We start from the raw sequence: 13,857 nt of genomic DNA on the forward strand, positions 1-13,857 counted from the left end.
TTTATGCGGGTTGTAGCGTTTCGCAAACGCCTATAAGTAAAAAGAAATTGAAAGGAGAAAGAAAATATGAACATAAAAAAATTATCTAAATCAATTCAAAATTATATTGAAGATGGATGTGCCTATATAGCAATATACAAGAAGGGTCGTTCATGGGATCATGAGATATTAGATTGTGATTCAGAGGATGAGCTTAAAAATGATAGTGAGTTAAAGGAACTTTATCTCATGGATAAAAATGTAATTGTAGTTAATGGAGAAGTTGATAACTTTGGTACCAACACCCTTTCTGATATTGAATACAGAATTAGAACCAATTATGAAAAAGGTATCGGTCAAATTTATTTTCAGGCTGAATTTACTAGTGAGAGTTTAGAAGATGAAAAAATGATTAAAAATTGCTCCCGAAAATCAAAAAAAGTTGCAGGAGTAATAAAACAATTATTTGAAAATTCCGGCATTGAAGTGACACAGAGGGAATTTAAAGATATATTGCAAATTGCAACAGATGATATAAGAGAAAATCGGCTTAAGTTTGGAAAGAAGACAAGTATGGAGCAGATGTTTACTATAGCAGTTAGTGGCTATGAGGTAATGAAGAGAGTGATGCCATTTGATATGTCCTGGCCGATAAATAATGCAAATAAAGAATTTCTTAAATACGCATAAAAAAAGCCCTCGCCAAAGGGCACAAAATTAAACAATTCATATTCCAATTCTATCGCAGAATTGGGGAAAAATCAAGATTTATAATATAGAGAAGTCAATTTAATGGCTTCTCTGAAAGGATATAGTATCTATGGCAGACAAATTAGTCTAATTAGGAGGGTATGTAAATGAAAGTATCAATATGGAATAAACAAGATTCTATTAATGGAGTAGAGGCTCAGACAATATTGGTCTCCAGGAAAGATTTGCAAAATGCTGAAGAGGTTGTCTTAATAGCTGATGATACAGGTAAGAGTAACTAATATTGAACTACCAAAAACATTATATGTTGTTATGGGATTGACAGATATTACTTTAACAGCTTTACAGATAGGTTAGAAATATGCAGATAAGTTGCAACAAGGACAACAAGCATCATCTCCAACAGTCACCTCAACAGCAATTAGACACTATACAACAAATACAAGCACGGATATTATTAGCTTTAGTACAAGGAGGTTTAATGTAAATGGATTGGTTTAAAATATATACACAATATTATAATGCAGGGTACTACAATAATGATTCTTTAAAAGTATTTGTTGCTAAAAATAAAATAACAGTAGAACAGTATAAAACTATTGCAGGTGTAGATTATGTTGCTTAGGAAAACTATTTAGTGGCACAGGATATAACAGCACAATAAACCACAAGGCAAAATAGGAGCTAGAGATAGCTTATTATTTTGCCTTTAAGAAAATATGGTACCATTAATTATAAAAGTAAAATAAAATTATATTCTATTTTTTCCGCCTCATTCACACATCATATTGAGGACAGGAATTAGTGACTTCCCTCTTTCGGATAAAGAATATTCAACCCTTGGAGGAATTTGAGGATATTCAGTTCGTACAATCAACTTATCTGATTCCAGCTCTTTTAAGTTGATGCTTAAAGTTTTGTATGAAATTGTACCAATGCATCTTTTTAATTCATTATATCGAATTACTGGTTTGTATTCGGCAAGCCAATATAGAATAATCATCTTGTACTTGCCCCCAATTAGTGATAAGGTATAACCAAAATCTGTGTCTTTGATATCAATTCCAGTTGGACTACAATCTTCTATTGCCATATGATACTCTCCTTTATGTTAGTATATAACCAAAATGTGCGTACTTCATTTTTTATCTATTGTATTATATAATTTAGTGAAATTCAATGGAATTTAAAGTATAAAATTTAAGGAGGTAAATTATGAAAAAGAATATTTTGGTTTTAACAGGGAGCCCCAGAAAGGGCGGGAATAGCGATTTAATGGCAGACTCCTTTATAGAAGGAGCTATTAAATCAGGACATAAAGTAACCAAATATGAAACTGCAACTAAACATATAGAAGGATGCAGAGCTTGTGATACTTGTTTTAGCAAAGGTATGGCCTGTTCATTTCAAGATGATTTTAATGAACTGACACCCTTATTGGAAAAAACTGACTTAATTGTATTTGCAACGCCACTTTACTGGTATACATTTCCTACACAAATAAAGGCTGTTATTGATAAATTGTATTCTTTTATTGTAGGCCAAAAGCCTTTGAAAATAAAAGAGTGTATGCTATTGGTATGTGGTGAGGAAAAGGATGAGAAAAAATTCGATGGAATTATCAAATCCTATGAGCTTATTGCCATTAATAGGGGGTGGAATGATATAGGAAAGTTGATTGTTCCTGGTGTAATTGATAAGGGTGATATTAAAAATACTGATGCATTAAAAAAAGCAAAGGAATTAGGTATAAGAATATAAATGATGTATCTAACATTTTGTTATAGGAAATAATGTTTGGATTGGTGGTGGAGCGATAATATGTCCAGGAGTAAAAATTGGAGATAACGTAACTATAGGAGCAGGTAGTGTCATAACTAAAGATATACCAGGTAATGTAACCGTGGCAGGAAATCCATGCAGGGTTATTAAAAATATTTAACCTTACATAAATTTTTTATGTTGTGACGTAATAGAAACATAGAACGAAGCCACGGGGCAGTTACTATGGGGTTTCAATATCCCTCATTATATCCTTAAGTTTAATATTTTCTTATGTTTTGGCACAGAATCTAGAGTAAACTGTAAGATACACCTACAATTGTTGAATTTTTACTTGATTACATACATACTTTCCCCCTTCCCATAGTTAATGAACTAATCACAATCTCCATAATCTATGCCGTTTTAGTATTTTTATCTGGTGGTCCTGAAATTATCGGTTCTATTTTTCTCCTGGTTACCATTTTGCCACTACAGCATGGACATTTATTTATATCTATCCCCTAACCTACGGACAGCTAATAACCATATAAATGGGAATTAAAATTTGTATAGAAATATTCTGAAAATAATAAAAAGCACCAATTCATAGTATAAAATTGATTTGCAGCACAATTTTACTAGAAAAGGTGGCTTATTATGATCAATGATCAAGAATATATTACTACAGAATTAAAAAAAATACTAGAAAAAATGATAATTTTATCATCATACCGTTTAAATAACTTAATAGCTATAGTTGTAGGAATAATAGTTTCACAGTCAGTTATATTATCCAAAATATCTCAAGAGCTGAAGGATTCCTATTCTTCAGGTACAGAAGAAAGTAAAATTAAAAGATTGAGAAGATTTTTAACTAACAAGGCTATTAATTGTGAGAAAATATATGAATTCTTCGCATATAGGTTACTACAAAAGTATAAAAGTCATTCAAAGAAAATATATATAATTTTTGATCACACAACTATTATAGATAAATTTGTTATATTACAGTTTTCTTTAAAAGTGGGAAGAAGGGCAGTTCCCCTGTGGTATAAGATGTTCTTATATAAAGATGAGGGAAGTAAAGATTTCAAGTATATTAAACAAGGACTTAATTTTATACATAAAATAGTAGTTCCCTATAATTTTGATGTTACAATTTTAGCAGACAGGGGATTTAAAAGTGTCGATTTGTTTAAGTTTATAGATAAGACTTTAAAATTCAAGTATTGTATCAGGTGTACAAAAAATTTAAAAATATCAATATGCGGTAAACCAAATATAAAAAAGCTGGGAAATATAATACCTTTAAAGGGAAAGACAAGACACTTTTACAATGTAAAATTAACATCTAAAAAATATATATGCAATCTGGCAGTCTGCAGGGCAGAAAGTTCTGATGATACCTGGTTCATAGCAAATAATTTAGAACAGACCTTTTCAATTAGAGAATATAAAAAAAGATTTGATATAGAAGAAATGTTTAAAGATTTTAAATCTGGTGGGTTCAATTTAGAAGGTACCTGGACACATAATATCCAGTATGCAAGAACCTTATATTTATGCATTTGTATAGCTTACTGCTGGATGATAACCCTTGGAACATCTTGTACAAAAGATAAGAAAAATAAACTTATTGGGGCTACAAAAACATTGAGAGACAAACAGGTAAGAATCTACAGCTTATTTAGGGCTGGAGTTAAATGGTTCAAAAGATGTTATTATTCTTTAAGAAATACCTATTATTTAAAAATTGCTTTTACATTATATGAATATTAGTTCCTTTTATTTACATTGACATAAAACACTGTTATAAGTATAAATTTATACTTACATTTTAATCAATTTATTCAATAATAATCAATTAGGAATATGATTAAATCCTTGAGTATAAACATCAACATCAATCATTATACTTTAATGGAATTTTATATAAATTTACTGTCCGTAGGTCAGTATCTATCCCTGCAACTTTTAAAAGAAACTCTGCTGTTGTTAAATTTAATTTAGCTTGGCTTTCACTCAACAGAACTTTAAGAATCATCTTACATTTTTTAAGTTTTGTTCTACGGTTGCGATTACATTAGAATCCCATAATGTCTTATCTTAATAAATTTAGGCGGCAGCACATGCATTAAAAATCTATGTATGAATTCTTCAGCTTTAACTGTCATAACTTTTTCTTTATTATTATCCCGGTAATCTCTCCACTTAAAACTCACAAGTCCATTTTCAAGAGCAAGGATTCTGTTGTTTGAAATTGCAACCCCGTGTGCATATCTTCCTAAATATTCAAATACATGTTCGCTGCTCTTAAATGGAGATTTACAATAAACCACCCATTCTTTTTTATACAACTTGTCTAAAAAGCAGTGAAAAACATCCTTGTATCTTAAATCTTCAATGTCGGCAGTAAATTTTAATTTGGCATTGCTGTAGTATTCTTTTTTTAGATAGTATAAAAATTTTCCACGAAATTTTGCAGACAGGACCTTAACAGGTATAAAAAAATCTTTCTTAGAATTAATCCACCTTACCCCATCAAAAGATATTCCGCCTCCGGTAACTATACAATGAATATGGGGATGATTCATAAGATTTTGTTCCCAAGTATGCAGTATTGTTGTAAAACCTATTTCTGCACCAAGATACTTTGCGTCCTTTGAAAGTTCCAGAAGAGTTTCTGATACAGACTTAAACAAAATAGAATACATCTCTTTCTGATTTGTAAGTACCAAAAAATTCAGTTCTTCAGGTATAGTAAATACAACATGAAAATATGGTACCTGTAATAAGTCATTTTTTCTATCTTCAATCCATTTTTCTTTTTTTAATGTCTGGCATTTAGGACAGTGTCTATCTCTACAAGAATTATAAGAAATTTTAATATGTCCGCATTCTTCACATTCGTCCATGTGACCGCCTAACTTTGATGTCCTGCATGAGATAATATTCCGAATTACCTTTTTAACGTGGAATGGCAGTTTATGTTTTTGGCAATACTCGTCTCCATGCTTAAGAAAAATATCCTGCAGCTCAATCATTTTCTATACCTATAAGTATATCCAGTGGACTTTTTATATTTAATAAATCCATTCTTCTGAGGTGTAGATATATAGTGGTAGTAGTTATCCTTGTATGTCCTAAAAGTCTCTGGATATAGCAAATATCCGTTCCAGTATCCAAAAGATGTGTTGCAAAACTATGTCTCAGTGTATGTACTGTTGCAGGTTTAGTAATCTCTGCTTTTTCCTTTGATTTCTGAAATACCCTTTGAACGCTGCGTGGTGTTATGGCATCAGTCCTATATCTTCCTGAAAACAAATATTCTTTAGGTTTATATTTTTTCCAGTACTCCCTTAGAACTTGAAAGTTTAATTTTGATAAAAGTGAATATCGATCTTTTTTACCTTTACCCTGCCTTATAAATATTTGCATATTTTTACTGTCTATATCTGTTACTTTGAGATTGCAAACCTCACTTACCCTTAATCCTGCAGAATAAATTGTCATAAAAATTGCCTTATGTTTAATATTTGGGGTAGTATCAAAAATAGCTTTTATCTCTTCAGGCGATAATACAACAGGCAGTCTTCTACGTTCTTTTATTCTCGGAATTTTATTAATATCCCAGGTTCGGTTTAAGACTTTTATATATAAAATTTTAAGAGCTGCATAAATTGAACCTACAGGATCCTTCTGTTAAACATCTTTTTGTGATACAACAGTGTAAATACTCACGTATTTCTTTCTCACCCAATAAATTAGGTGATTTTTTATAGTATTTTGCAAAATTGCCAACGTGATTAAGATAATATTTTGTAGTAATTGGACTGTACCCTTTTAAATCCATATAGATTTTCATTTGTTTTCTTAACTCTGACATGATAACAAAGTGGTATTTACATAAAAATAAATATCACTTTTAAAATACATGTCTTTAAATTTTACCACAAAAGTTTAAATTACTTACAACGCAGCCATCACTTAATAGTGGTTTCGTTCTGATTTACTATTGCGAACCATTGTAATTTTGTTTTTGTATAAAATATAATACATTAAGATTAAGTGTTTAAAATAAAATATAATGTGGTATAATATATGTATAAGAAGCCGTTGGGGTTTTAAAAATCAGATTGTTTTTAATTAATCAAAGTGCACTCAGTGGGATGGGTGCATTTTTACTTTTTTGAATGATTATTTTCATCATCAACAGTAATAGAAATTTCATTACTATCCCTAAACTTACTTTTATGTTTAAGTATAGCTTTTCCCTTTAAGTATGCCAACATAGCAAAAATTGCTGTAGTACCCAATGTTATGCCCGTTGTTGTTATGCATACCACGGAGACGATAATAACGTAAGCATTCATATTGTCACCCCCTCTGCTGCTAATTAACCGCAACGACCTCTTTGAAAGAGATGAAACACTGGAGGGTGACTAACTAAAAACATATTCATTCTCTTAATGATATTATAGCATAATTTTATAGTAAAAAATAATTATTGCCCCGGTTTTCCGGGGCTTTATTTTTTTATATAAAATTGGAATATTGAGCAGGAATATACATATTATTGTAGAAGTACTTATATGTAATAATTGAAAGGGGGAGAGAAATAAATGAAAGTCACAGGAATAATTCTTATTATTGTAGGAGTTGCTGGAATAATAGTGGGTTGTGTCGTGCGCGGCAACATAGGAATAGCTGCTATAATAGGAGCTTTAGCAGGATTAATATCAGGAATAGGATTTATTTTGGCAGACAAAAAGATTGAATTATTATCCAATAATAAGAGTTCTTAATTTATTCTATACTGGTGGAAAGAGATCAAATATATAAGTACTCCTAAAAAAGATAAAAGCCCTGGACTAATCCCAGGGCTTTTATTGAATTATGGTAAAAACATACTAAGCAAGATAATAAAGCATTTATAGGAGCATTATTATTATATCCAATTTACCATGTTTTATGTTTATTCAAAAGTTGGAGTATTTAAGGAAGCTCACACCTCGAATGATACCGGCTTTATTTTATGTCTAAATATAAATACCATATTTACAAATGAAGCAGTAGATACAAAAGCTCAATCTCAATTAAAATAATATAATAAAAAAACAAAGGAGCATTAATAATTTGCTCTTTTTCTAATTAAGCATTTCAGCCCGCCCACAATGTTTACATGTATCATTAATAAGAGCTATTTTAACTGTGTTGCTCCTACAGAGTCGGAAAAGGATACACAGATTGCAAAGATACAACAAGATTTAGCAGCAGCACAAGCTGAAAATACTCAATTAAAGCAAACTATTGCTAGTATACAGAGTGCTGCAGGTGCTGTGCAGAATACGAATATCTCTACAGCTGTTGTAAATGCAGAAAATAAAACAACGCAGGATACTTCTATTGCTCAAACTGAGTAGTAACAGTTTAAGAAATATTCAATGTATTTTAACACTTCACATAGAAAAACATTAAGATAACATTGGAATAACATGGGTGTTGCATTAAATTGTCATAAAGGATAGCTAGAATATTAAATATAGCAGCTGCAATAAATAACTTAAAAATTCAGGAGGTAATAAAAATGTTAAAAATGAAATATAAGGTACTCTCAGCTGTAATGCTTGCAACACCATTGTTACTTAATACAGGAATTGCTACGACAGTTAGCGCATGTTCTGCCAATAGCAAACCAGGTGTAGTTTGTAAATCTAAATATAAAGCACCTGCCAAACCAGCACAAAAGGTAGTAAACAAGCATAAAGTTAAGGCATCAAATACTAAACCAGCACCAAAAGTAGTGCATTCAGCAGCAAATGCTAGAAGATAGCAGTATTGTAATATGAATAGCCTATTGGGATTTTCTCGGTAGGCTTATTTCATAGAATTAGGTTAATAGGGTAAATTTATTAAATAAGAGAGAAGTATAACAATTGCATAATGAAAAAAGTGGACCCCTTTGTCAAGACAAAGTTCAAGACTAATGCACTATTTTATTCATTATCATTTACAGAAGAAGAAATTAACGAATTAAATACTATATAAAGGATTATTTTAGTACTTTCCTTCATTTTTGCTATTGATAATATTTGTTTCTGCCATTAGATTAGAAGAGCCATAAAATATAAAAATAGAGATAATTACAATAAGATTATCTCTATTTAAAGTTTATTAAAAATGTTAAAAATTATAATACTTCATATCGTCCTTATTTAGCAATAATATATTATACTTTTAATCAGTAAATGCATTTAATGTTGTATTAGTACTGCTTGATTCTGAGTTAAGACTCCTATTATTACTAAAATATTTAATTGAGATCTTAAATTTTTTGTCGTTAAATTACCTTTATTAAATAAATTTAATATTGTTGTCTTTTGATCTTGAGTTATAGTTCCTGCTGTTACTAAATTGTCTAATTTAGTTTTAATATCCTCAAGAGAGAAACTTGTATTTGAAATAGTTGTTGAATTATCTACATTAGACACTGGTACTGTTGGTTTTACTGGTGCTGGTATTTTCCAATTAGAACCCCAACTAGTAAATGCATTTAATATTGAATATTCTTGACTAGCAGTTGTAGTTCCTGCTGATACTAAGGCATCTAATTGAGCCTTAAAGGTTTCTCCTGTTGTTATTTTGTTATTATAATACAAATTTAATATTATTGTTTCTTGATCTTGAGTTATAATTCCTGCTACTACTAAATTATCTAATTTAGTCTTAAAATCTGAAAAAGAATAATTACATGAAGTATGAATTATAGTTGGTGTGTACTGGTGGACAGGATATGTATTAATTCTATCAGAATATCCTTGGTCGTTGAATTTTGAATGATCACTCGGATTGCTGTATCCTGTATTATTTCTTGAATTATTGCTTATGCTATTACATCCTGAATTTTTACCATAATTTGCATGAACTGTTGTAGTAACTCCTGTATTCAATAATAATGGTGCTGCTATTACCAAAGTTGAAAGTAATTTGTATTTCATTCTTTGCATCACTTTTTCCCCCTTAAATCTTATATATTAGTTAACATTATATACTAAAATTGTATTTTCAAGGTCAATTATCTGTGTGAACTTTATGTTATCGTAAAATTAACACAGGTACTGATGCAAAAACATAGTTTGAATGTAATAATATGTAATGATTTAACAACAAAATACATGGAATGAGGGTCTCCTGAATGAAAAAGTTTAAAGAATTATAGTATTATTTGTTACAATAAACATTTTATTATTTTTAAATATACCCATATTTACAGCAATAATTACAAGATCTAAATAACCGTCCTTAAAATAACATCTTAGAATCTTGACCATATTAGATTGGATGTAGTGGTTAAAAATTATTTTTAATTTAGTTTTGGTTAGGAAAGAACAAGGTTTATAATTATAGTTATTACTTTTATAATAAGTATAATACAAGTAATTAAGTCATTTTTAAATAATGTTGATTAATCCGGTCAGGAGGACCACCTATGGCGGTTGCACCAATTAATGAAGTACGTAAAGTAATAAATTATGCAGTAAGTGTAATTCCACCTAAAAAAATAATGATGAGTATTCCTTTATATGGATATGATTGGACACTTCCTTATACTCCAGGAGGTGAATTTGCGGAAAGTATTGGAAATCAAGAAGCAATAAATAGAGCTAGAAGATATGGAGCACAAATTAAATATGATACTAAAGCTGAGTCTCCTTACTATAACTATATAGATGAAGAAGGTAGAGAGCATGTAGTATGGTTTGAAGATGCAAGAAGTGTAGAGGCAAAGTATAAGCTTGTAAATGAATATGGACTAAGGGGAGTAAGCTACTGGCAATTATCTAAGGAATTTCAGCAAAATTGGCAAGTTCTAGATAATATGTTTCAGATTACAAAGGTTATACCAGCTGAATAAATATAGATTTTTTTATTTTATATGGGCATGGATTTTGGCGAAAATCATATGTCCATTATTTTTGTTCAAAATAGAACTACCTACTGTGCAGGTAAGTTCATATGTAGATGTAAAGAGTATTAATAAACTTTTTTGAAATTTATCCAAAGTTCGCAATTAGCTGGAACTTCCATCATCTTCTTCAAAGTAGGACGTAGCACTGCTGTACCCATGGAGTTCTTTTAAGGTTCAGATGGAGAAAGCAATCCTTATGAGCAAACTCCATCTGAATCTAGAAATCACTTGATAGAAATTTAAGATCATGATAATGCCAGCTTTTCATAATGTTTATATAGAGAGTGAAAATCCCCGGTATAATTTTTCTGCCAGGGTTTTTTCTTTCCACAAAAGTGGATTATAGAAGTATTATTAATAATATAATCCATATTAATATCTCCCTTGCTTAGAAGTCTATTATATTTGTAGTATCTGGGATCATAATTAAATAGTATCTCATCAATTTTTTTTATATGTTTAGAATATAATGCATTAATTATATCTTGATCCGGTAGAATAAGTTTGTTTTTATTTTTTTCTACAAATTTATAGATTTGCTCTTCTTGTATTACTTTTTTATGGAGAGCGATATTCATTAAAAGAACTCCAGAGTTGTAATATGTTTCAATTTCGTAAGGCTTTAACCTTAATTTATTAATCTCTTTAACTGGCAATGTATTATGATATGCTGCAGCATAAAGATATTTAGAAATATCAATATCATATAATTTCCTTATTTCATTTATAACAATAATATCTGGATCGAGATATAATATTTTATTTATAGTTGAAGGTAGGAATTTAAATGCCAGCAGCCTATAATACATTTCTTTAGTATAGTGTTTCGTTAAAGGTGCATCTTTAAAGTATTCATTTTTTATAGTTATAATAAAAAGTTCATGACCTTCTTTTTCTATAAATTTATTTATATCATAGAGTTCAGTTTCTTTTATATTTGAATGCATCATATAAATACAAAATTTTTCTTTTGGATTATTCAGAAATAATGATTTAAGCATAACCCTTAGTGGTTTTAAATAATTTGAATCTAATGTAACAAGAATGTTCATCTGTATTTTCTCCATGTTAATAATTTTATCCGAAGTTTGCAATTAGCTAACACTCTCATCTTCTTCAAAATGGGAGATAAGCACTGCTGCACCTATACATAAGTTCTTCCAAAGTTCACAGGGAAAAGTATTCTTTATAAGCAAACTCTACATGAACCTTAGGAGCACTTGATAAATTTACTATATCATAAATTTTCACATCTTAGAATCATAAGTTAAAAGTTATATATAAGAGTTATGTAAAAAAATCAGAATTTTCTTCATAACTTTTATTTTTTACATATGAAATAAAGTTATGAACTGCAGGGGCAAAATATTTATTTTTTTTGTAAGCTAGATGAATTTGTCTAGAATATTTAATATTTTTAATATGTAGTTTTTTAACTTTAGCATATTTAAGAGCAGGTGCTTCAGCTATAATAGATACTCCAAAATTTGCAGCCACTAAGGCAGAAAGAGCATACTCATCAGAAGCTTCACAGATGATTTTTGGATGTAAATTCTTACTCTTTAATAACTTTGAAGTGAGTTTACCCAATCCGGAAGCCTTATCATAGCCTACTAAAGGGTAAGGTTCAATATCTTTTAGATCAACACTATTCAGTTTTGCCAGAGGATGATCCAGAGGAACAATCACAAATAGTTTTTGATCAAAAATAGGAATAAAAGTTATATCCGGTTCATCTTCTACATAAGATGCAAATATTAAATCATATTTATCGTTTTTTAAACCCTCTATTAATTCATCAGTAATCCCCTGCTTAAAAGTAAAGGTAACATTTTTGTTTTCTTTTAGATTTAAAAAACTGCGTACTGTTTTTGGAATATAATATTGGGATAATGGGAAAATGTATGCTATATCAACATGACCTCGATCACTACTGGCTAATTGTTTCATATCTTTTTTAGCAGTATCCAAGTCATGTAATATTTTTTCTACATAGTTTAAAAATATTAAACCGTATTTTGTTAGCGCAACATTTCTACCACTTTTTTCAAATAGACAAAGTTCAAATTCTTCTTCTAAATTTGACATAGATTTACTCAGACTAGGCTGGGATATATTTAATTTTACAGCTGCTTGTCTAAAATGTTGTAAGTGAGCAATTTCCCTAAAATAATATAATTGATTTAAATTCATTGAGTCATCTATCTCCTGTACAATAAAGATAACATGAATGATAACAAAAAGCTATTAATAAATAGTAAAACATATATTAGAATTATCAAAGATATTGAACTATAATATAAATATAGTATGTTAAAAAAGTAACTAAGTTGTTTATTGCTCTGATACCATTTATAATACTTAAAGTATTATAAATGGTATGGTATTTAATTTATCCAAATGCGGTAATTAGCTAACCTCTTTCCAGTTTCTTTAAAGTAGGGGATTAAACATTGCTAAGTCTATGGATAAGTTCTTCCCCTAAAGAATACTGTTAATAAGGTTTAGATGGAGAAAAGTATTCATCATGAGTAAACTCTACCTGAACCTAAAAATTACTTGATTTTAATAGACTATATTGAAATAAATATTTAAACTCTAGGAGGGGAAATTAAAAATGGCAAGTATAGTTAAAGTAAGAGATATAAAATTAGGTGAAGGAATTCCTAAAATTGCAGTTCCATTTGTGGGGTGTAATGAAGAGGAAATAATGGAAGAAATAAGCTGCCTGAAAACAATTAAACTTGATATTGTAGAATGGAGAATTGATCATTACAAGTATGTAGAAAATATTGAAAAAGTGAATAAACTTTTACAAAAAATAAGAAAAAACTTAAATAATATTCCTATATTAGTGACTTTCAGAACTGTTAAAGAAGGTGGAAAAAAGAAAATCAGTTTGGAATATTATATAGAACTTAATAAAGCAATTGCAGCTACTGGGAATGCTGATATGGTAGATATTGAATTATTTGTAGCAGAAGATGAAGTGGTAAAAAAAATTGTAGGGGATCTTCATAAATATAATGTAAAGGTAATTATGTCAAATCATGATTTTCATAAAACGCCAGATAAAGATGAATTAATATCAAGAATGTGTAAGATGCAGCAGTTAGGTGCAGATGTAGCTAAGATAGCAGTAATGCCATGTAATACAAAAGACGTACTGGAACTTTTAAATGCTACTGATGAGATGAAATGTAGACATAATGATACTCCAATTATTACCATGTCTATGGGAGCTCTTGGTGTTATTAGTCGTTTAGCAGGTGAAACTTTTGGTTCAGCACTGACTTTTGGCTCAGCTAAAGTTGCATCCGCTCCAGGACAATTAGAAGCCAATGAATTATATAAGGTGCTTCAGCTCATTAGTACATATAGATAATTTAAAAGAAATATAATAAAAAACCCCTCCAAATGTTTTATCATAGTAA

At 29.6% G+C, this 13,857-nt stretch carries 19 protein-coding genes and 2 pseudogenes; 12 read left to right on the top strand and 9 right to left on the bottom strand.

Going from position 1 to position 13,857, the window contains the following annotated elements:
- Window positions 1-66 precede the first annotated feature (66 nt).
- The 3 genes from AB3K27_RS05495 to AB3K27_RS05505 all read left to right on the top strand — a co-directional run bounded on the left by AB3K27_RS05495 (window position 67) and on the right by AB3K27_RS05505 (window position 1,315).
- Window positions 67-669 carry a hypothetical protein gene (locus tag AB3K27_RS05495; RefSeq protein ID WP_368490234.1) on the top strand — a complete coding sequence of 201 codons (603 nt, stop codon included), beginning with the start codon at window positions 67-69 and terminating at the stop codon, window positions 667-669.
- Between the two features lie 167 nt (window positions 670-836).
- On the top strand, window positions 837-971 hold the full coding sequence (locus tag AB3K27_RS05500) for a hypothetical protein (protein ID WP_368490235.1): 135 nt from the start codon (window positions 837-839) through the stop codon (window positions 969-971).
- Between the two features lie 206 nt (window positions 972-1,177).
- Window positions 1,178-1,315, top strand: a complete 138-nt coding sequence (locus tag AB3K27_RS05505; RefSeq protein ID WP_368490236.1) for an XkdX family protein — start codon at window positions 1,178-1,180, stop codon at window positions 1,313-1,315.
- A 147-nt stretch (window positions 1,316-1,462) separates the two neighbouring features.
- On the opposite strand, the gene AB3K27_RS05510 is transcribed toward AB3K27_RS05505, so the two are convergent.
- Entirely contained in the window at window positions 1,463-1,783 is a 321-nt protein-coding gene (locus tag AB3K27_RS05510; RefSeq protein ID WP_368490237.1) for a winged helix-turn-helix transcriptional regulator, read from the bottom strand.
- A gap of 122 nt (window positions 1,784-1,905) precedes the next feature.
- Between AB3K27_RS05510 and AB3K27_RS05515 the strand changes: the two genes are divergently transcribed.
- The 3 genes and pseudogenes from AB3K27_RS05515 (at window position 1,906) to AB3K27_RS05525 (ending at window position 4,233) form a co-directional block, all read left to right on the top strand.
- The gene (locus tag AB3K27_RS05515; protein ID WP_368490238.1) at window positions 1,906-2,451 is read left to right on the top strand and encodes a flavodoxin family protein; all 546 of its coding nucleotides are present in this window, start codon (window positions 1,906-1,908) and stop codon (window positions 2,449-2,451) included.
- Between the two features lie 22 nt (window positions 2,452-2,473).
- Window positions 2,474-2,632: pseudogene (locus AB3K27_RS05520) on the top strand (DapH/DapD/GlmU-related protein); the annotation flags it as partial.
- A 479-nt stretch (window positions 2,633-3,111) separates the two neighbouring features.
- Window positions 3,112-4,233, top strand: coding sequence for a transposase (locus AB3K27_RS05525; protein ID WP_368488027.1), 1,122 nt, complete (start codon window positions 3,112-3,114; stop codon window positions 4,231-4,233).
- A 124-nt stretch (window positions 4,234-4,357) separates the two neighbouring features.
- Here the strand turns inward: AB3K27_RS05525 and AB3K27_RS05530 are convergent, their stop codons facing one another.
- The 5 genes from AB3K27_RS05530 to AB3K27_RS05550 all read right to left on the bottom strand — a co-directional run bounded on the left by AB3K27_RS05530 (window position 4,358) and on the right by AB3K27_RS05550 (window position 6,827).
- Complete coding sequence (locus AB3K27_RS05530) at window positions 4,358-4,498, bottom strand: hypothetical protein (protein ID WP_368490239.1); 141 nt, start codon at window positions 4,496-4,498, stop codon at window positions 4,358-4,360.
- A 34-nt stretch (window positions 4,499-4,532) separates the two neighbouring features.
- The gene (locus AB3K27_RS05535; protein WP_368490240.1) at window positions 4,533-5,498 is read right to left on the bottom strand and encodes an IS91 family transposase; all 966 of its coding nucleotides are present in this window, start codon (window positions 5,496-5,498) and stop codon (window positions 4,533-4,535) included.
- Window positions 5,491-6,135 (bottom strand): tyrosine-type recombinase/integrase, encoded by a 645-nt coding sequence (locus AB3K27_RS05540; RefSeq protein ID WP_368491182.1) that lies wholly within the window; start codon window positions 6,133-6,135, stop codon window positions 5,491-5,493. The genes AB3K27_RS05535 and AB3K27_RS05540 overlap by 8 nt, the downstream gene beginning before the upstream one ends.
- Window positions 6,119-6,340 (bottom strand): phage integrase N-terminal SAM-like domain-containing protein, encoded by a 222-nt coding sequence (locus AB3K27_RS05545; protein ID WP_368490241.1) that lies wholly within the window; start codon window positions 6,338-6,340, stop codon window positions 6,119-6,121. Before AB3K27_RS05545 ends, AB3K27_RS05540 begins: the two co-directional genes overlap by 17 nt.
- 295 nt (window positions 6,341-6,635) lie before the next feature.
- Window positions 6,636-6,827 (bottom strand): hypothetical protein, encoded by a 192-nt coding sequence (locus tag AB3K27_RS05550; RefSeq protein WP_368490242.1) that lies wholly within the window; start codon window positions 6,825-6,827, stop codon window positions 6,636-6,638.
- 249 nt (window positions 6,828-7,076) lie between these two features.
- Between AB3K27_RS05550 and AB3K27_RS05555 the strand changes: the two genes are divergently transcribed.
- From AB3K27_RS05555 to AB3K27_RS05570, 4 genes are all read left to right on the top strand, one after another.
- The gene (locus tag AB3K27_RS05555) at window positions 7,077-7,259 is read left to right on the top strand and encodes a hypothetical protein (RefSeq protein WP_368490243.1); all 183 of its coding nucleotides are present in this window, start codon (window positions 7,077-7,079) and stop codon (window positions 7,257-7,259) included.
- A 159-nt stretch (window positions 7,260-7,418) separates the two neighbouring features.
- Entirely contained in the window at window positions 7,419-7,559 is a 141-nt protein-coding gene (locus AB3K27_RS05560; RefSeq protein WP_368490245.1) for a hypothetical protein, read from the top strand.
- 69 nt (window positions 7,560-7,628) lie between these two features.
- A complete protein-coding gene (locus AB3K27_RS05565; protein ID WP_368490246.1) occupies window positions 7,629-7,877 on the top strand; it encodes a hypothetical protein in 249 nt (82 codons plus the stop codon).
- Window positions 7,878-8,041: 164 nt separating this feature from the next.
- A complete protein-coding gene (locus AB3K27_RS05570; protein WP_368490247.1) occupies window positions 8,042-8,287 on the top strand; it encodes a hypothetical protein in 246 nt (81 codons plus the stop codon).
- Window positions 8,288-8,708: 421 nt separating this feature from the next.
- On the opposite strand, the gene AB3K27_RS05575 is transcribed toward AB3K27_RS05570, so the two are convergent.
- Complete coding sequence (locus AB3K27_RS05575; protein WP_368490248.1) at window positions 8,709-9,461, bottom strand: hypothetical protein; 753 nt, start codon at window positions 9,459-9,461, stop codon at window positions 8,709-8,711.
- Window positions 9,462-9,928: 467 nt separating this feature from the next.
- Between AB3K27_RS05575 and AB3K27_RS05580 the strand changes: the two are divergent.
- Window positions 9,929-10,369: pseudogene (locus AB3K27_RS05580) on the top strand (glycosyl hydrolase family 18 protein); the annotation flags it as partial.
- Between the two features lie 299 nt (window positions 10,370-10,668).
- Here AB3K27_RS05580 and AB3K27_RS05585 read toward each other — a convergent pair.
- Both AB3K27_RS05585 and AB3K27_RS05590 read right to left on the bottom strand, forming a co-directional pair.
- Complete coding sequence (locus AB3K27_RS05585) at window positions 10,669-11,475, bottom strand: glycosyltransferase family 8 protein (RefSeq protein ID WP_368490250.1); 807 nt, start codon at window positions 11,473-11,475, stop codon at window positions 10,669-10,671.
- 235 nt (window positions 11,476-11,710) lie between these two features.
- Complete coding sequence (locus tag AB3K27_RS05590; RefSeq protein WP_368490251.1) at window positions 11,711-12,616, bottom strand: LysR family transcriptional regulator; 906 nt, start codon at window positions 12,614-12,616, stop codon at window positions 11,711-11,713.
- A 424-nt stretch (window positions 12,617-13,040) separates the two neighbouring features.
- On the opposite strand from AB3K27_RS05590, the gene aroD reads away from it, so the two are divergent.
- Window positions 13,041-13,808: a type I 3-dehydroquinate dehydratase gene (aroD, locus tag AB3K27_RS05595; protein ID WP_368490252.1), complete on the top strand. Its 768-nt coding sequence runs from the start codon at window positions 13,041-13,043 to the stop codon at window positions 13,806-13,808.
- Window positions 13,809-13,857: the final 49 nt, after the last annotated feature.

Source organism: Clostridium sp. BJN0013 (genome assembly GCF_040939125.1).
In the GTDB taxonomy this organism is placed as follows: Bacteria; Bacillota; Clostridia; order Clostridiales; family Clostridiaceae; genus Clostridium_B.